This window comes from Vibrio qinghaiensis, assembly GCF_002257545.1.
Taxonomy (GTDB): Bacteria; Pseudomonadota; Gammaproteobacteria; order Enterobacterales; family Vibrionaceae; genus Vibrio; species Vibrio ordalii.
Genome location: NZ_CP022741.1, coordinates 614,854 through 632,715 on the forward strand (window position 1 = coordinate 614,854; position 17,862 = coordinate 632,715).

16 protein-coding genes are annotated in these 17,862 nt (G+C 45.2%); 10 read left to right on the forward strand and 6 right to left on the reverse strand.

The genetic code is table 11. From position 1 onward, the window contains the following. Positions 1-28 precede the first annotated feature (28 nt). Together nhaR and CCZ37_RS02990 are read left to right on the forward strand one after the other, a co-directional pair. Positions 29-919, forward strand: a complete 891-nt coding sequence (gene nhaR, locus CCZ37_RS02985; RefSeq protein ID WP_094499712.1) for a transcriptional activator NhaR — start codon at positions 29-31, stop codon at positions 917-919. Between the two features lie 266 nt (positions 920-1,185). After that, a complete protein-coding gene (locus tag CCZ37_RS02990) occupies positions 1,186-1,479 on the forward strand; it encodes an ArsR/SmtB family transcription factor (protein ID WP_026028082.1) in 294 nt (97 codons plus the stop codon). A 152-nt stretch (positions 1,480-1,631) separates the two neighbouring features. On the opposite strand, the gene rpsT is transcribed toward CCZ37_RS02990, so the two are convergent. After that, positions 1,632-1,892, reverse strand: coding sequence for a 30S ribosomal protein S20 (rpsT, locus tag CCZ37_RS02995; RefSeq protein ID WP_094499713.1), 261 nt, complete (start codon positions 1,890-1,892; stop codon positions 1,632-1,634). Positions 1,893-2,149: 257 nt separating this feature from the next. Between rpsT and murJ the strand changes: the two genes are divergently transcribed. The 6 genes from murJ (at position 2,150) to ispH (ending at position 9,759) form a co-directional block, all read left to right on the forward strand. Then, a complete protein-coding gene (murJ, locus tag CCZ37_RS03000) occupies positions 2,150-3,712 on the forward strand; it encodes a murein biosynthesis integral membrane protein MurJ (protein ID WP_167372372.1) in 1,563 nt (520 codons plus the stop codon). A 72-nt stretch (positions 3,713-3,784) separates the two neighbouring features. Continuing rightward, a complete protein-coding gene (ribF, locus tag CCZ37_RS03005) occupies positions 3,785-4,720 on the forward strand; it encodes a bifunctional riboflavin kinase/FAD synthetase (RefSeq protein ID WP_010319145.1) in 936 nt (311 codons plus the stop codon). A gap of 63 nt (positions 4,721-4,783) precedes the next feature. Then, on the forward strand, positions 4,784-7,642 hold the full coding sequence (gene ileS / locus CCZ37_RS03010; protein WP_094499715.1) for an isoleucine--tRNA ligase: 2,859 nt from the start codon (positions 4,784-4,786) through the stop codon (positions 7,640-7,642). Positions 7,643-7,659: 17 nt separating this feature from the next. After that, positions 7,660-8,169: a signal peptidase II gene (lspA, locus tag CCZ37_RS03015; RefSeq protein ID WP_094499716.1), complete on the forward strand. Its 510-nt coding sequence runs from the start codon at positions 7,660-7,662 to the stop codon at positions 8,167-8,169. A gap of 169 nt (positions 8,170-8,338) precedes the next feature. After that, on the forward strand, positions 8,339-8,770 hold the full coding sequence (gene fkpB, locus CCZ37_RS03020) for an FKBP-type peptidyl-prolyl cis-trans isomerase (RefSeq protein ID WP_013857554.1): 432 nt from the start codon (positions 8,339-8,341) through the stop codon (positions 8,768-8,770). A 26-nt stretch (positions 8,771-8,796) separates the two neighbouring features. After that, positions 8,797-9,759 carry a 4-hydroxy-3-methylbut-2-enyl diphosphate reductase gene (gene ispH / locus CCZ37_RS03025; protein WP_167372373.1) on the forward strand — a complete coding sequence of 321 codons (963 nt, stop codon included), beginning with the start codon at positions 8,797-8,799 and terminating at the stop codon, positions 9,757-9,759. 95 nt (positions 9,760-9,854) lie between these two features. Here ispH and CCZ37_RS03030 read toward each other — a convergent pair whose 3' ends face one another. Next, on the reverse strand, positions 9,855-11,339 hold the full coding sequence (locus CCZ37_RS03030; RefSeq protein ID WP_094499718.1) for a carbon starvation CstA family protein: 1,485 nt from the start codon (positions 11,337-11,339) through the stop codon (positions 9,855-9,857). A gap of 243 nt (positions 11,340-11,582) precedes the next feature. Between CCZ37_RS03030 and CCZ37_RS03035 the strand changes: the two genes are divergently transcribed. Further along, positions 11,583-11,924: a DUF2799 domain-containing protein gene (locus CCZ37_RS03035; protein WP_010319151.1), complete on the forward strand. Its 342-nt coding sequence runs from the start codon at positions 11,583-11,585 to the stop codon at positions 11,922-11,924. Positions 11,925-11,954: 30 nt separating this feature from the next. Here the strand turns inward: CCZ37_RS03035 and murQ are convergent, their stop codons facing one another. Continuing rightward, complete coding sequence (gene murQ / locus CCZ37_RS03040) at positions 11,955-12,872, reverse strand: N-acetylmuramic acid 6-phosphate etherase (protein WP_010319152.1); 918 nt, start codon at positions 12,870-12,872, stop codon at positions 11,955-11,957. Positions 12,873-12,887: 15 nt separating this feature from the next. Next, positions 12,888-14,000: an anhydro-N-acetylmuramic acid kinase gene (locus CCZ37_RS03045; RefSeq protein WP_167372374.1), complete on the reverse strand. Its 1,113-nt coding sequence runs from the start codon at positions 13,998-14,000 to the stop codon at positions 12,888-12,890. Between the two features lie 98 nt (positions 14,001-14,098). On the opposite strand from CCZ37_RS03045, the gene nagZ reads away from it, so the two are divergent. Beyond that, positions 14,099-15,085, forward strand: coding sequence for a beta-N-acetylhexosaminidase (gene nagZ, locus CCZ37_RS03050; RefSeq protein ID WP_094499720.1), 987 nt, complete (start codon positions 14,099-14,101; stop codon positions 15,083-15,085). A 54-nt stretch (positions 15,086-15,139) separates the two neighbouring features. Here nagZ and btsR read toward each other — a convergent pair whose 3' ends face one another. Together btsR and CCZ37_RS03060 are read right to left on the reverse strand one after the other, a co-directional pair. Continuing rightward, the gene (btsR, locus tag CCZ37_RS03055) at positions 15,140-15,856 is read right to left on the reverse strand and encodes a two-component system response regulator BtsR (protein ID WP_094499721.1); all 717 of its coding nucleotides are present in this window, start codon (positions 15,854-15,856) and stop codon (positions 15,140-15,142) included. Between the two features lie 9 nt (positions 15,857-15,865). After that, complete coding sequence (locus CCZ37_RS03060) at positions 15,866-17,545, reverse strand: sensor histidine kinase (RefSeq protein ID WP_094499722.1); 1,680 nt, start codon at positions 17,543-17,545, stop codon at positions 15,866-15,868. Positions 17,546-17,862 lie beyond the last annotated feature (317 nt).

Here is a 17,862-nt window from a genome sequence, read left to right on the forward strand (position 1 = left end):
AAAATTGTTCAAATTGAGCTCCATCATTATGTTTCACCTCAACTATAACCATCTCTATTACTTCTGGATGGTGTGCAAGCAAGGCTCGGTTACTAAAGCGGCTGAAGCACTCTTCTTAACACCACAAACGGTTACCGGGCAAATTAAAGCTTTTGAAGAGCGCATGGATGGTAAGCTGACCAAGCGTAATGGCCGTAGCATTGAACCAACAGAACTTGGGCAACTGGTTTTTAAGTATGCTGATCGAATGTTCGGTTTAAGTTATGAGATGCTCGATATTGTTAATTACAGCCAGCGCTCTAATCTGCTGTTTGATGTGGGAGTGGCTGATGCTCTCTCTAAACGGCTTGTCAGTAAAATATTAATGACGACAGTCCCGGCCGATAGCAGCATCCACTTGCGTTGCTTTGAATCGACCCATGAAATGCTATTAGAGCAACTTTCACAACATAAATTGGATATGATTCTCTCCGATTACCCGGTTGACTCCAGTCAAAGCCCTGGCCTGTACAGTAAAAAACTGGGTGAGAGTCATATGAGCTTTTTTTGTTCGGGTAATGTCGATGATGTCTCTTTTCCCGCTATTTTAGAGCATCGAAAATTGTTGATACCCGGCAGCCGAACTGCGATGGGGCGTAATCTACTGCAATGGTTTGACCGTCAAGGCCTGAAGCCGAATATTTTAGGAGAATTTGATGATGCGGCATTGATGAAAGCTTTTGCGCGTTATCATCATGATGCAATTTTTTTGGCACCTTCAATTTATGTTACTGAAGTAGGCGATGATCTCCCTTTACAATTAATCGGCCAGATTGATGATTTAAAAGAAGAGTACTATGTCATTTTTGCTGAGAGGATGATTCAACATCCGGCAGTAAAAAATGTTTGTGATGCAGATTTTAGTAATTTGTTTGTATGATACTTTCATTACTAACTATAAATAGATTACTATCGCATTATCTATTGATGTTATTGATTATCACTTGCTAAATAGTACTGATTCAAAATGGTTTCACGCCTTCTCTTGCCGTTCGGTTGAATGATTGCAGTCGTTAGCGGGATAACAAATTAAACGACATAAAAAAGGGTACTAACCTTACTTATAAACTCATAACCTGTTGGGTTAGGGATGATGCAAACTTGTGATGTGTTTGATGTAAGAAGTTGTTCCAAGGGAGCTTACTTATGAACCTACAAGAAATGGAAAAAAACTCCGCTAAAGCAGTCGTTCTGCTAAAAGCGATGGCTAACGAAAGACGCCTACAAATATTGTGTTTATTACACAACCAAGAACTGTCGGTTGGTGAGCTATGTGGGAAATTAGAATTGAGTCAATCGGCACTTTCGCAGCATCTTGCTTGGTTAAGAAGAGATGGGTTAGTGGATACGAGAAAAGAAGCTCAGACGGTTTACTACACACTCAGCAGCCATGAGATCAAGGCGATGATTGAGTTGTTACACGGTTTATACTGCCGCTAGTGTTTTGAAAAACACACAATCCGAAATTATGTTTCAGTAACATAGTTCGGATTTTTTTATATTGAAATTAGAGTAAATACTTTACTTGACGCTGCAGATATAAAAAAACCGGCCTTAGCCGGTTTTTATTTTCGCGTGGAACCAAGTCTAAATTATAGAGCTTTGATTGCTGCAGCGAAACGAGACTTATGGCGAGCAGCTTTGTTCTTGTGAACAAGACCTTTAGTCGACATACGGTCAAGGATTGGTGTAACTGTAGCAAATGCAGCAGTTGCAGCTTCTTTATCGCCAGCTGCGATAGCTGCGATGGTTTTCTTCATGTAAGTGCGCATCATAGAACGACGGCTAGCATTATGCTGACGACGTTTCTCAGCTTGGATAGCGCGCTTCTTAGCAGATTTACTATTTGCCAAGGGTCTAACTCCCAAAAACTTAGTTCGGTGACAATTTAAGGGCGGGGAATATCCCTTATTTGCTCTCAATTGTCAAATGATTTGTGCAAAAACCGTTCTAGGCCAAACAAATTTTGGTATAGGAAGGTCATCGCGGTTAAGATGCGGGGATTCTAACAGTATTTTTTTTCCAATGCTAATACTTATCTGATCTCGCACTGACATTCCTTATGTGTTGCTGTGGATAATGACGTTTTGGCTTGTTTTTCGAGGTAATAGTGAGCAAACGCCTACTCAAATCTGGCTTGATTGTCAGTGCTATGACGTTGATTTCTCGTGTGTTGGGCCTAGTTCGTGACGTAGTTGTTGCGAATTTGATGGGGGCTGGCGCGAGTGCTGATGTTTTTTTCTTTGCCAATAAAATTCCTAACTTCTTACGTCGGCTGTTTGCTGAGGGTGCCTTTTCTCAAGCATTTGTACCGGTATTGACCGAATATCATTCATCTGGAGACCTCAATAAAACACGTGAGCTCATCGCCAAAGCATCAGGCACACTCGGAGTGATTGTGACCTTAGTAACGGTCGTTGGCATCTTATGTTCTGGTGCCGTGACGGCACTGTTTGGGGCCGGATGGTTTTTAGATTGGCTTAATGATGGTCCTGATGCGCATAAGTTTGAGCTTGCGAGTTTATTATTAAAAATCACTTTTCCTTACTTATGGTTCATCACTTTTGTTGCTTTATCAGGAGCGATTCTTAATACCTTAGGCAAATTTGCCGTCTCTTCTTTTACCCCTGTCTTTTTGAATGTGATGATCATCGGTTGCGCTTGGTTTTTGTCGCCGCACTTACAGCAACCGGAAATTGGCTTGGCGATTGGTGTCCTTCTTGGGGGATTGGTCCAGTTTCTATTCCAAATTCCATTTTTGCTCAAAGCAGGTTTATTGGTTTGGCCTCAATGGGGCTGGAATGAACCGGGGGTTGTGAAAATTCGCACTTTGATGTTGCCTGCTCTCTTTGGGGTATCGGTTAGTCAAATTAACTTATTGCTGGACACCTTCATTGCCAGCTTCTTACAAACGGGCTCCATCAGCTGGCTTTACTATTCAGACCGTTTGCTAGAATTCCCGCTTGGCTTATTTGGTATTGCGATTGCGACCGTTATTTTACCTGCGTTGTCTCGTAAACATGTTGATGCCCACAGCGAAGGATTTGCGCAAACTATGGATTGGGGTATTCGTATGGTTTGTCTGCTCGGTTTTCCTGCGATGTTAGGCTTGATCGTATTGGCAAAACCGATGCTTATGGTGCTGTTCATGCGAGGTGAGTTTACCCCGAATGATGTCAATCAAACGGCGTTGTCACTCTATGCATTTGGTTTGGGCTTGATCAGTTTTATGCTGATCAAAGTGCTCGCACCGGGTTACTACTCTCGGCAAGATACCAAAACGCCAGTTCGTTATGGCATTATCGCCATGATCTCTAATATGGTCTTCAATGCGCTTTTAGCGTGGCATTTAAGTTATGTTGGCTTGGCGTTAGCTACCTCATTGTCTGCTTTTATCAACATGGCACTGCTTTATCGAGGGTTACATGTGCAAGGGGTGTATCAGATCACTCGCAAAACCATTGGTTTTATTGCTCGCTTAGTGGTGGCCAGTATTGTAATGACTGCGGCCATTGTTTGGCAATTGGAAGAAATGTCAACGTGGCTAGAGTGGAGCCTGACACAGCGAGCTACATCGCTGGTGATGTTGCTCGGTATCGGTGCAGTAAGTTATTTACTTTGCTTAACCGTGCTTGGCGTGCGTTTAAAAGACTTAAAAGCGGCGACAGATTAACGGTGATTAGTATATAATCCGTCGGTTTCGCACCTTGCTAATTGAGAACTATAAGGTTTTAAGCATTTTCTAATGGAATTGATCCGCGGCATTCACAATATTAAGCCACAGCATCATGGCTGTGTATTAACCATCGGAAATTTTGATGGTGTTCATTTGGGGCATCAGCAAGTTTTGGAGCAAGTATCCAAGAAAGCGCAATTATTGAGCTTACCTTCGGTGGTGATGACGTTTGAACCGCAGCCATTAGAATTGTTCGTCAAGCACAATGCACCCGCTCGATTAACTCGATTACGTGATAAATTTGTGCAACTGAACAAACAGTCGGTTGACCGATTGTTATGTGTGAATTTTAACCAACACTTTGCTGATTTAACGGCAGAAGCTTTTATTCGTGACTTGTTGGTCGCTCAGTTGGGTGTTAAGTTTCTGGTGATTGGTGATGATTTTTGTTTTGGTAAAAATCGCCAAGGTAATTTCAGTATGCTGCAGCAAGCTGGACAACAGTTTGGTTTTGAGGTGGTAAGTACCCACAGTTTTTGCTTGCAACAACAGCGAGTGAGTAGTACTGCTATTCGTAACGCTTTAGCAAGCGATGACTTAGTGTTAGCTAAGCAGATGCTCGGTCGTGATTACGGTATCAGTGGTCGAGTGTCGCATGGCCAAAAATTAGGGCGAACTATTGGTTTCCCTACAGCGAATATTCCGCTTAAGCGCTGTGTTTCTCCGGTCTCTGGTGTTTACGTCGTCAATGTCTCTGGCCTTGATAACTCGCCCATTGGAGGGATTGCCAATATTGGTAATCGGCCAACAGTCAACGGGGTTCGCCAACAACTTGAAGTGCACTTGTTTGACTTTCATGCCAATTTATATGGCAAACAGCTAGAAGTGGCACTTTTACATAAGCTTCGAGATGAAAAGAAATTTGAATCTTTTGGAGCACTAAAGCAACAAATTGAATTGGATGCTGATGCGGCAAGGGTGTGGTTGCATCAGCTAAAGAATTAGTCGGATTATTCCACCGATTAATATCATGTCTAACGTCGCCCAATATAACGGAATTAAGAATCGATGAGTGATTATAAAGATACCCTGAACCTACCTGAAACAGGGTTTCCAATGCGTGGCGATCTGGCTAAACGTGAGCCAGAAATGTTAAAGCGTTGGTATCAAGAAGATCTTTACGGCGAAATCCGTAAAGCCAAAAAAGGCAAAAAATCTTTCGTATTGCACGATGGCCCTCCTTATGCCAATGGTGATATTCATATTGGTCACGCACTGAATAAGATTCTTAAAGACATTATTATCAAATCGAAAACCTTATCTGGTTTTGACGCGCCTTACATCCCAGGCTGGGACTGTCACGGCCTACCTATCGAATTGATGGTAGAGAAAAAAGTTGGCAAACCGGGCCAGAAAGTGACCGCGGCTGAGTTTCGTGAAAAATGCCGTGAATATGCAGCAGGTCAAGTGGAAGGCCAGAAAGAGAGCTTTAAGCGTTTAGGCATTATGGGTGAGTGGGATAAACCTTATCGCACCATGGATTTTGCCACTGAAGCCAACATTATTCGCGCATTAGGTAAAATTGCTGATAAAGGCCATTTGTTGAAAGGTTTCAAACCGGTTCATTGGTGTACAGACTGTGGTTCAGCATTAGCGGAAGCAGAAGTGGAATACAAAGACAAAGTGTCTCCTTCAATTGACGTGCGATTCAAAGCGGCCGATGAAGCGGCGCTGCTTGAAAAGTTCACGCTCGCGGCTGATCACGCCGGCCACGGTCAAGTGTCGATTGTTATTTGGACAACCACGCCTTGGACCTTGCCAGCTAACCGCGCAGTCTGCTTACGTGATGATCTGGAATATGTATTGATCCAAATTGAAGCCGATGGTGAACGCCCAGCTGAACGCATTATCGTTGCCTCAGAACTTGCAAAAAGTGTCATGGATCGTGCTGGTATCAGTCATTACCACAATCTTGGTTTTTGCCAAGGTGCAGACCTTGAACTCATGCCTTTTAATCACCCATTTTACGCATTTACTGTGCCTGCGATTTTAGGTGAGCACGTAACCACTGAATCGGGTACTGGTGTTGTTCATACTGCACCTGGCCATGGTCAAGAAGACTTCGTGGTTGGCAAACAATATGGCCTTGAAGTGGCTAACCCTGTCGGTTCAAATGGTGTTTATCTACCAGATACTGAGCTATTTGCTGGTCAACACGTGTTTAAAGCGAATGACTCGGTACTTGAAGTACTGAAAGAAAAAGGTGCTTTGTTGCACCACCATGCCTACGAGCATAGCTATCCTCATTGCTGGCGTCATAAAACCCCGATCATTTTCCGTGCAACACCCCAATGGTTTGTCTCTATGGAGCAAGCCGGTCTGCGCGCCCAAGCTCTAGAATCGATCAAGGGCGTGCAATGGATGCCGGAATGGGGTCAAAGCCGCATCGAAGCAATGATTGAAGGTCGTCCTGAATGGTGTATTTCTCGTCAGCGTACTTGGGGTGTACCGATTGCGCTATTTGTGCATAAAGAGACGGCAGAACTTCATCCTAATAGCCCTGCGCTGATTGAAACAGTGGCGCAATTGGTAGAACAAAAAGGGATTCAAGCGTGGTGGGATGTCGACACTGCTGAGATCTTGGGCGAAGAAGACGCCAAGCATTACGAAAAAGTACTCGATACACTGGATGTATGGTTCGACTCTGGTGTGACTCACTACGCCGTTGTTGATAAGCGCGAAGAGTTCAATGGCCACGGTGCAGATCTGTACCTTGAAGGTTCGGATCAGCATCGTGGTTGGTTCCAATCTTCATTGATTTCATCGGTAGCAATGAAAGGTGCTGCTCCTTACAAACAAGTATTGACGCATGGCTTTGTGGTCGATGGTCATGGCCGCAAGATGTCAAAATCAATCGGCAACGTGGTTGCGCCAAAAGATGTCACCAATAAACTGGGTGCAGACATCCTGCGTCTATGGGTTGCATCGACTGATTACACTGGCGAAGTGGCGGTTTCTGACGAAATTCTAAAACGTTCGGCGGATGCTTATCGCCGTATCCGTAACACAGCACGTTTCTTCTTAGCCAACCTCAATGGGTTTAATCCGGCAACGGATATGGTTGCAGCAGACGAGATGGTGTCGCTGGATCGTTGGGCCGTAGGCCGTGCCTTTGCGGCGCAACAAGAAATTGTCAAAGCATATGAAGAGTATAATACGCATGGCGTGATCCAACGCTTGATGCACTTCTGCTCAATTGAAATGGGTTCGTTCTACCTTGATGTGATTAAAGATCGCCAATACACGGCTAAACAAGGTGCACATGCACAGCGTAGCTGTCAAACGGCGCTGTATTACATCGTTGAGGCTTTGGTTCGTTGGATGGCACCGATCATGTCATTTACGGCTGATGAAATTTGGAACGAAATGCCAGCGATGCAAGCTAACGGCGAGCCGCGTGAAAAATTTGTCTTCACGGGTGAGTGGTTCGAAGGTCTGTTTGGGTTAACTGAAGGCGAAGAGTTGAACAATGAATTTTGGGCAGAGATGCAAAAAGTTCGTAGCTCGGTGAACAAGTTGCTTGAAACTGCTCGTAGTGAAAAAATCATTGGTGGCTCATTACAAGCTGAAGTGGTGCTGTTTGCTGATGATGCTTTAGTGGCTCAGTTGAACAAGCTTGAAGATGAACTGCGTTTTGTACTGCTGACATCAAAAGCGATAGTGAAGCCTCTGGCTGAGAAAAGCGATGTGGCACAAGCGACGGAAACTGCAGGTTTGTTTGTGTTGGTGAACGCAACGGAAGCAGAGAAGTGCGATCGCTGTTGGCATCATACTCCTGACGTAGGCACTATCACTGGTCATGAAACTATTTGTGGCCGTTGTGTGTCAAACGTCGATGGTGAAGGCGAAGTTCGTAAGTTCGCTTAATAATATTGGGATTCAATATGACAGAGCAGACGCTTACTTGGAAACAATCAGGAGTCCGCTGGCTATGGCTAGCGCTTCTGGTATTTACCCTTGATGTCGGCATAAAGCTGATGGTCATGGATAACATGGGGTATGGTTGGGCAAATCGCATCGAAGTACTGCCATTTTTTAACCTACTTTATGTGCACAACTATGGTGCAGCATTTAGCTTTTTAGGCGATCAAGCGGGTTGGCAACGCTGGTTGTTTACCGCTATCGCCTTTGCGGTGACGGGGCTCCTCACTTACTGGATGAGTAAGCTGCCTGCGCAAGAGAAGTGGCATAATATCGCTTATGCCATGATTATTGGTGGCGCAATCGGCAACGTGTTTGATCGTATCGTGCACGGTTTTGTGGTTGATTATCTTGATTTCTACTGGGGCAATTATCACTGGCCAGCGTTTAACTTGGCTGACAGTGCCATTTGCCTTGGTGCAGCAATGATTATCCTTGATGGCTTTCGTAAAAAAGACGATGCGCACTCATAATGGCTAAAATAGTTGAATAACCCTAAGCGCTGTCTGTTGATTCAGGTGGCGCTTTTTGTTTACTCTTCATCTCTAAAAATACGGTGGCGATAGGCGTACTAAAAACGGGCATTTTTATGTCGTTATGGATGCCTTGTCTCCATACTAAAAATAAATAAAGAGAAATCACGTGACGACAATAAAAGCAAACAGTGCGGTAACCCTACACTTCACCATTAAATTAAAAGATGGCTCTATTGCGGATAGCACTCATAATATGGGCAAACCAGCGAAATTGGTTATTGGTGATGGCAGTCTAAGCGACAATTTTGAGTTGTGCTTAATCGGTCTGAGTGCCGGAGAATCCAAAACCATTGAGTTAAAAGCTGAAGACGCGTTTGGTTTGTCTAACCCAGATAACATCCACCATATGGATCGCGCCAAATTTGCCGGTAATACTGAAGTGGAAGTTGGCACGATTATGGCGTTTAGTGGCCGCGATGGCTTAGAAATTCCTGGTATTATCACCGCTATTGCGGGCGATTCGGTGACGGTTGATTTTAACCACCCACTTGCAGGACAAGATGTCATTTTTGATGTTGAAATTTTGTCTGTAGAATAATTGGCAACTTGCGATAACCCTATTCAATGAGCAATGAAATGAAAATATTGTTAGCCAACCCTCGTGGTTTTTGCGCCGGTGTTGATCGTGCGATCAGCATCGTTGAACGCGCACTTGAGCTGTATCAGCCTCCGATTTATGTACGACATGAAGTGGTGCATAACCGCTTTGTGGTGGAAGGGCTGAAGCAGCGCGGGGCCATTTTTGTTGAGGACTTACACGAAGTACCTGATGACAATATTGTGATCTTTTCTGCTCATGGCGTTTCGCAAGCGGTGAGACTTGAAGCGAAAGCACGTGCATTAACCGTGTTTGATGCCACTTGCCCTTTGGTGACTAAAGTGCATATGGAAGTGGCTCGAGCCAGTCGCCGCAGTATGGAAGTAGTGCTGATTGGCCATGCAGGTCATCCTGAAGTGGAAGGAACCATGGGCCAATACGCCAGTAAAAAAGGCGGCATGTACTTGGTTGAAAAACCTGAAGATGTTGAATCACTAAAAGCTATCGTTAAAGATCCGACTAATTTACATTATGTTAGCCAAACCACCTTGTCGGTGGATGAAACAGCCGATGTGATTGATAAATTGCGTGAAGTGTTTCCCGATATTCAGGGACCACGGAAAGATGATATCTGCTACGCGACACAAAACCGCCAAGATGCGGTGCGTCAACTTGCATTGGATGTTGATTTGGTGGTGGTGGTGGGCTCGAAAAACTCATCAAACTCTACGCGTTTAAAAGAATTGGCGGAAAAGCTCGGAACGCCGGGTTACTTGATTGATTGCCCTGAAGATATTGATCCAACGTGGTTTGATGGTAAGAAAACCGTTGGCGTCACGGCCGGCGCATCGGCACCCGAAGCATTAGTAAATCAGATCCTAGAGCGTATTAAAGAGCTTGGTGCTCAATCGGTTGAAGAAGTGCTTGGGCGAGAAGAAAACATGTTTTTTGAAGTGCCCAAAGAGTTGCAAATCAAGCAAATCGACTAGTCAATAAAAAGTAGTTGAATTAGACGTACCAATAAAAGAAGAGGGGCTTCCAAATGGAAGCCCTTTTCTATAACGCAAGCGAAGCGTCATTCACACTATGCAGTTTCTGTGACTGCTTTCGGTTTTTCTTCATCGGTAAGTTCGATGTCGCCTTTACCTTTGGAGATTCTAATTACATATATGGTTACGGACAGTGAGAACAAAATACCGGCAATGGTTGATGCTTGCATCGGTAAGCCGAAGCCTAATGCACTGTTATTAAGAATAAAGGTGGCGCAAACCGTGGTCATAAACATCGCGGGTATAGTCGCAATCCAATGCAGTTTGTTGTGGCGTAGTAAATAGGCGGAAGCGGTCCAAAGCATCATTACTGCTGTGGTTTGGTTGGCAAAACCGAAGTAGCGCCAAATAATAGCGAAATCCACTTGAGTGAGAATGGCACCCAAAACAAACAGCGGCAGTGCCATGAACAAGCGATTACGCAGCGTTTTTTGTTCCATATTGAAATATTCAGCCAAGATCAAACGGCTAGAGCGAAATGCAGTGTCGCCTGAGGTGATCGGTAGGATAACCACACCCAAGAAGGCAATGATGCCGCCAAAAACACCTAATAAGCCAAAGGATGCGCTGTACACAACGTTACCTGGGCCGCCGTTTTTCACTGCTTCTGATAATCCTTCCAATGAGCCAAAGAAAGAGAGTGCAATCGCACACCAGATAAGTGCGATAATGCCTTCACCAATCATCGCACCGTAAAATACGAAGCGGCCATTTTTTTCGTTTTCCATACAGCGAGCCATCAATGGCGACTGAGTTGCATGGAAACCAGAGATAGCACCGCAAGCAATCGTGATAAAGAGCGCTGGCCAAAGTGGTAGGTCGTTCGGGTTCATGTTGCTGAACATGTCGCTCATTTCAAAACCGCCCATCACAGTGTGTTCACTGGAAAGCGCAATCGCGGTCATTAAGCCAACCGACATAAAGATCAACAATGCGCCGAACAGTGGGTAGAAGCGGCCGATGATTTTATCGACAGGAACGATGGTGGCAAGAATGTAGTAAGCGAAAATGATCACCACCATTGAGGTCATGCTCACCGTTAGACTTGTTTGCTCGTTAATCAGATTGGTGATCATCCCCGCAGGCGCTGAAACGAAAACAACCCCCACAAGCAGTAACAGTACAATGGCAAAAATGTTCATAAAATGTTTGGCGCCATTGCCTAGGTAACGACCAGTAATGGTGGGCACTGAAGCGCCGCCATTGCGTACCGACAACATGCCTGAAAAATAGTCATGTACGGCACCAGCAAAAATACAGCCGACGACAATCCACAGCATCGCCGCAGGACCATAGAGTGCGCCCATGATTGGGCCGAAAATTGGGCCTACACCAGCAATATTAAGTAATTGTACCAAGTAGACTTTTTTGGTCGACATGGGAACATAGTCCACGCCATCACTCATGGTGTGGGCGGGTGTTTTACGGTTCTCGTTAATTCCAAATATTTTTTCTACAAAAGCGCCGTAGATAAAGTATCCGGCCAGTAGGGCTGCGACACAGGTAAGAAACCACATCATAGCAATTGTCCTTTATGAATGAATTAAGCTCACAGTGGATAATAAAGGGCTCTGTGACGAGAAACATCTGCTTTTCCAGTGAGCGGCACTATAGCCAGTTAAGTGGCTATTTCACACAATAAGTGGTTTAGGGCTCGTCTCATCATCTGGATCAATAATGCTTTGCTGCTGGGAGGCAATGAGTGGCATCTTACAAGCAATCTGCTAGGCTAATCGAATGAAAATAAGAACTTAAGGACAACAATGAAAAAGTTAAGTGTACTGTGCGCTGCTATATTGATGGTTGGGTGTGCGGCCTCTGATGCTGAATTAGCGCAAAACGGAGATTGGCAACAAATTGGTTACCAAGATGGAGTCACCGGCCACGCTGAGCGCAGCTATAAAAAGCTTTCTGAGCTGGGTTCGGTGCAACAAGCCGATTACGAAGCGGGATACGTTAAAGGGCTAAGCGAGTATTGTAACCCCCATTTCGCTTATCAAATGGGGTTGTCAGGCCAATATTATGAAGGTGTCTGCGAAGGCACCGAACAAGCACAGCGCTTTCGCATGGAATGGCAGCGGGGTTGGAATGAGTTTTCTAACTGACTTTTTGATTGAGAGCCGCTAGCGGCTCTCTTATTCGCTTTCCATTGCCCGGCGAAGAAAACCATCAGACTCAGTCAATTTATCCATAGCTTCTGCATAACTTAACCCCGTCAAGTGCATCAATATCGCTACTTTTACATTGTTGTTGCTTTGGGCTAATAAGTATTCAGCCTCAGCGCGTTCACAGTCGGTTGCTTGCATCACAATTCGCACCGCTCTGGCGATGAGTTTTCTGTTAGTGGCCTTAACATCGACCATTAAATTTTGGTAACTCTTACCAAGGCGGATCATGCTAGCGGTGGTGAGCATGTTGAGTACCAGCTTCTGCGCTGTACCGGATTTTAAGCGCGTTGAACCGGTCAGAGCTTCTGGCCCAACGACAGGGCTAATGGCTATTTGCGCCAATTCTGCAATCGGGGAATCCGGGTTACATGATAGGGCAATGGTTGTCGCGCCCAAATCATTAGCATACTCCAAGGCACCGATGACATAAGGTGTGCGCCCACTAGCGGCAATGCCAACAACCACATCTTGATCCGTAAAATGAACACTTTTGAGATCTTGAATGCCGAGTTCTGCGCAATCTTCCGCCCCTTCTTGAGCACTGAACATGGCCTCTTTTCCACCGGCAATCAAACCAATCACCATCTGATCGCTAACCCCAAATGTTGGAGGGCACTCAGACGCATCAAGAACGCCTAATCGGCCACTGGTTCCTGCACCGATATAGATTAATCGACCACCATGTTTGAAGGCATAGGTAATTCGATCCACGGCTAAGGCGATCTCCGGAAGGACTTTTTCGACGGCCAGCGGAACGTGTTTATCTTGTTGATTGAGCCGTTCTACAATTTCTTGTGCTGATAGTAGGTCAATATCCATTGTGTCAGGGTTGCGACCTTCGGAAATAAGGTGAGAAAGCGCAGAGAGCAGCGCGTCATTAGTCATACCATTCCTTACTTATTAATGAGTAAAATAGACCACACCCAACGAAGCAAGAGCGCTTGCTCCGGTTACTTCTGGTAGATTGCTGGGTAAATTATGCAGACGACGTTGAGCAAGCCAAGCAAAAGCCATTGCTTCCATGTAATCACTATCCACCCCTTTATCGCTGGTGGGCATGATGCGCCAGTGTGCTAAATGGGCCTGCAGACGTTCAACCAATAGCGGGTTACGGGCGCCGCCGCCACACAGCAGCAATTCCGGCGCAGGCCCACATTGATAGTGAGCGACTTGCGTGGCGATGGTGAGTGCTGTGTATTCACAGAGTGTACGTTGAACATCTTCTGCTGCTAACGAAAACTCAGTCAATATCTGCTGAAGCCAAGGGAGATTAAACAGCTCGCGGCCCGTACTTTTCGGTGCATTCAACGCAAGGTACGGCTCTTGATTGAGACGTTCGAGTAGTGGCTGAAACACCTTTCCCGATCTTGCCCACATGCCATTATCATCAAATTTATGGCCTGTCTGTTCAAAGCACCACGCATCCATCAACATATTGCCCGGGCCCGTATCGTAGCCTAATACTTTTTGCTGCGGCCGCAGTACCGAAATATTAGCGATGCCGCCAATATTGAGTACTACAACGCTCGAATCGGTTGATTTGAAAATGGTGTCGTGAAATGCAGGGACTAATGGAGCTCCTTGGCCGCCGAGCGCCATATCTTTGCGCCGAAAATCAGCCACCGTGTCGATGCCAGTTTTGCTGCTGATAATATTGGCATCACCGAGTTGCATCGTAAAAGGCGTATTGCCGTTGGGTTGATGAAAAACCGTTTGGCCATGGCAGCCAATCGCGCGAATATCGCACGCTTGATAGCCTGATTGAGCCAGTAAAGCAATGACTGCATCTGCAAACAGATGGCCGAGCAAGTGGTCTAACTTGCCAATCTCTTGCACATTGGTTGATTGCCCAATACAGACATTCAGCAAACGCTGTTTGAGATCTTCTGGCATTGGGAAATCAGCGTGAGCCAATAAACGAATTTGGTTGCCATCCATTTCGACCAGCGCTGTATCGACACCATCCATGCTGGTGCCAGACATCACACCAATGTAGCGTTCAATGCTCTTCATTCGCTTCTCCTTCAACTCGAAAACAAAATCATTGTAATAGAAATTCAAAGCGAATAACCTCGTTAAATTAACTGTTTAAGTAAATTTTTGGAGTGAGCATGGGACCGTTGTGGCTAGATGTGGCAGGCTGTGAATTGAGCGCTGAAGACAACGAGATTCTTGAGCATCCCACTGTCGGCGGGGTTATTCTTTTTGCGCGTAATTATCACGATAACGCGCAGTTGGTTGCGCTTAATAAAGCGATTCGCCACGCAGCAAAACGTCCGATTTTAGTTGGTGTCGATCAAGAAGGTGGGCGAGTACAACGTTTTCGTGATGGGTTTTCGCTGATCCCCGCCGCGCAGCAGTATGCCAAGCAGAATAATGGTGAAGCATTAGCTCACCAAGGTGGCTGGCTGATGGCGGCGGAGTTGATTGCTCATGATATTGATCTCAGCTTTGCTCCTGTGCTGGATAAAGGTCATGCGTGTAAAGCGATTGGCAATCGTGCTTTTGGCGATGATGTACAGAGCATCATTCGCCACAGTTCAGCCTATATGCAAGGCATGAAAGAGGCTGGCATGGCAACAACAGGTAAACACTTTCCCGGTCACGGCGGGGTAATCGCTGACTCGCATCTTGAGACGCCCTATGATGAGCGCAGCACGGTGATGGAAGAAGACATGGCTATATTCAAAGCGCAGATTGAAGCTGGAGTGCTCGATGCCATGATGCCTGCGCATGTGATTTATCCTCACTATGATGATCAACCGGCCAGCGGCTCTGGGTTTTGGTTGAAGCAAGTACTTCGTCAGCAGTTAGGCTTTAAAGGATTAGTCTTTTCTGATGATTTAACAATGGAAGGGGCATCTGTCATGGGCGGTCCTGCCGAGCGCGCGCATCAATCGTTAGCCGCTGGATGTGACATGATTTTAGTGTGCAATCAACGCGCAGCTCAAATTGAAGTATTGGATAATTTGCCGATTTTGGACGTGCCAGCGGCCGAGTCTCTTCTCAAACGCCGTGCTTTTAATCTGTCTCAACTGCAAAGTACTGAACAGTGGAAACAAGCTTCAGAAGCGATGAAACGACTGCTTGGTGAGTAAAAAAATGGCGCTACGCGTCAGAGCTTCAGCGCCGTTATTTCCTATTCGTTGCGGTTAGTGAAAACCTAGAACTTCTTTTAAATTTTTCAGATAACGTCGGCTGACGGGCACTTTGTGATTGCTAAGGGTGATGATTTCCGCCAGCCCATTGTCCAATAATTTGATCTCTTTAATGGCCTTAGTGTTGATTAGATACTGGCGGTGACAGCGAACCAGTGCGGTTCTTTCTTCCAAAATTTTGAGCGTTAATTGGCTGGTGGCTCGTTGTAAATGGGTTTGCACATGAACACCACTGATGTCGCTCAAAGCAAACTCGATATCTTGGGTGGCAATGATCACAATCCGATTTAATCCAATGCAAGGAACTTGATCTAACCCTGCAGGCGATAAAATCGAAAAATCCTGCTTTTTTTGCCCTTGGCGAATTAAGCGTTGCAGTGTTTTCTTTAAGCGCTCGGGGTCAACCGGCTTGAGTAGGTAATCAAACGCATTTTCCTCAAACGCTTGCAGCGCATACTGATCATAAGCGGTGACAAACACCACATTGGGCATCGTATCTGGGTCAAGCATCCCTAGCAACTCAATACCAGTAACTTGCGGCATTTGGATGTCGAGAAACACCACGTCGGGCTTTAGCTGATTGATTTTTTTTAACCCTTCGATCGCATTACTGGCGTGACCAACCACATCAACATCACCCGTCTCTTCTAGCAGCTCAGTCAGTTCTTCCCGAGCAAGTAATTCGTCATCAATAACCAGTGCCGATAACATGTTATTCCCTTAGTAAAATCCTTGATGAGGAATGAGAAAGCTCATCCGTGTGTATTGATTAGCCAATACTTCCGTTTTTAGTGCGGCTTGTTCACCAAATTTATTGGTTAAGCGTTTATTGACAATCTGCATACCTAAACCATCGTAATCTTCATTCGGAGCTTGGTAACTGCCCGCATTATCTTCCACTACAATTTTGTATCCTTCCGTTTGCACTTGGCTGTAGATGCGTACCCGCCCGCCTTCTAACAAGTTAGAGGTGCCATGTTTTATCGCATTTTCTACCAGTGGTTGTAGGGTAAAACTGGGTACGTTGCGTTCAAGCAGTAATGCATCATCGATGGCGATATCCACTTCAAGGCGATCGGCAAAACGCGCTTGCTCTATGGTTAAGTAAGCTTTGACATGTGCTAACTCTTCTTTAAGAGTTACTGTCTCAATATTTTGTTTGAGGTTACTACGAAAGAAGTGCGAAAGATGCTGGATAAGTTCTCGCGCTTTGTCGGGATCACGGCGGGTGATGGCACTAATGGTATTGAGCGCATTAAACAGAAAGTGAGGGTTGACTTGAGCATGCAGCAGTTTTATCTCGGCACGGGAAAGTAGCATCTGTTTTTGTTGGTATTCACCGTACAGAATTTGGCTTGACAGTAATTGTGCAATCCCTTCCGCCATTGACATGTTAATGGTTGAAAAAAGCTTACGTTTCGGCTCGTACAGCTTTATGGTTCCAATTACGCGATCACCTGCTCGAAGTGGAATGATTAACGCTGAACCGAGTTTGCAGCTTTTAGAAAGTGAGCATTGATAAGGGGAATCTTTTCCGTCGAGATAAATAATGCGGTTTTTGGTGATCGCATCGAGTGTACTTTGTGATGAGATGGGTGTATTGGGTTTGTGGTGGTCATCACCGATACCGATAAACGCGAGTATTTTTTCTCTATCGGTAATGGATACCGCGCCTACGTTGGTCATTTCATAAACAATTCGAGCCACTTTGCCTGCATTGTGTGGATTAAAACCGTTGGCCAAAATGCCAACTGAACGCTCAGCAATATTCAGTGCGCGACGAGAAAAGGTGGCGGAGTACTCTTCAAAAATGGTTTTTCTGTCTTGTAAAATGCTCATGAATAGCGCTGCGCCGACTGAGTTAGCGATGATCATGGGCGCGGCGATGGTCGAGACTAAGGCGTATGCATCAACAAACGGTTTAGCGACTAACAAAATCACCAACATTTGCACTATTTCAGCAAACAGTGTTACGGCAAAGACAATGCTGGGGCTAAACAGGAGTTGTCCTTTGCCCTTTCTCAGTAAATAGGTGTGCAGCAATCCACCAATCAAACCTTCTGCAGTGGTTGAAATGGCGCATGCCACATCGGTAAAACCGCCTAAAGTGTAGCGATGCATACCTCCAGTAAATCCGACCGCAAAGCCCACAATAGGGCCACCAAATAACCCACCCATGACGGCACCTATTGCCCGCGTATTGGCAATCGCATCGTTGATCTGCAAACCAAAATAGGTGCCCATGATGCAAAAGAGGGAAAACAAAACATAGGTACTGATTTTGTGGCTAATTCGACTGGAAATGTTAAGCAGCGGTAAGAAAATGGGTGTTTTACTCAACATATAAGCGAGAACGAGGTAAACACACATCTGTTGCAGTAAGGAAAGAATTAAATCCATGTCAAAAACCCGTTGGTTTGGTGATCCCCTTTTCACTTGAAGCTACAGTGGTATTGGCTTTGCTCATTTTCCTAAGCGTAGAGTTTTCTATATACATTAGGATCTATGTACGGATGGCCCGACTGTAACGCCAATCTTTTTGGGTATGATTTACGATTCATCCTCATTATTTTAGGTGAGATAGAGAGAATAAAATACGCGTCAGCTTATATTTTTCGTTTTAAGATAAGATAAATATGTGTGTAATTTTATTTTTACACATGATGTTTTTTTAAATTTACACTTGAAATGTTTTTAAAGCCTGTTAATTTGTCTTT

Excerpts from the sequence above, each read along its gene's own strand:
- lspA (WP_094499716.1), top strand. The coding sequence starts at position 7,660 with ATGACAGAGCAGACGCTTACTTGGAAACAATCAGGAGTCCGCTGGCTA.
- CCZ37_RS03060 (WP_094499722.1), bottom strand. The coding sequence starts at position 17,545 with ATGGATTTAATTCTTTCCTTACTGCAACAGATGTGTGTTTACCTCGTT.
- murQ (WP_010319152.1), bottom strand. The coding sequence starts at position 12,872 with ATGACTAATGACGCGCTGCTCTCTGCGCTTTCTCACCTTATTTCCGAA.
- ribF (WP_010319145.1), top strand. The coding sequence starts at position 3,785 with ATGGAATTGATCCGCGGCATTCACAATATTAAGCCACAGCATCATGGC.
- CCZ37_RS03045 (WP_167372374.1), bottom strand. The coding sequence starts at position 14,000 with ATGAAGAGCATTGAACGCTACATTGGTGTGATGTCTGGCACCAGCATG.
- nagZ (WP_094499720.1), top strand. The coding sequence starts at position 14,099 with ATGGGACCGTTGTGGCTAGATGTGGCAGGCTGTGAATTGAGCGCTGAA.
- CCZ37_RS03030 (WP_094499718.1), bottom strand. The coding sequence starts at position 11,339 with ATGATGTGGTTTCTTACCTGTGTCGCAGCCCTACTGGCCGGATACTTT.
- btsR (WP_094499721.1), bottom strand. The coding sequence starts at position 15,856 with ATGTTATCGGCACTGGTTATTGATGACGAATTACTTGCTCGGGAAGAA.
- nhaR (WP_094499712.1), top strand. The coding sequence starts at position 29 with ATGTTTCACCTCAACTATAACCATCTCTATTACTTCTGGATGGTGTGC.
- CCZ37_RS02990 (WP_026028082.1), top strand. The coding sequence starts at position 1,186 with ATGAACCTACAAGAAATGGAAAAAAACTCCGCTAAAGCAGTCGTTCTG.
- ispH (WP_167372373.1), top strand. The coding sequence starts at position 8,797 with ATGAGCAATGAAATGAAAATATTGTTAGCCAACCCTCGTGGTTTTTGC.
- CCZ37_RS03035 (WP_010319151.1), top strand. The coding sequence starts at position 11,583 with ATGAAAAAGTTAAGTGTACTGTGCGCTGCTATATTGATGGTTGGGTGT.
- ileS (WP_094499715.1), top strand. The coding sequence starts at position 4,784 with ATGAGTGATTATAAAGATACCCTGAACCTACCTGAAACAGGGTTTCCA.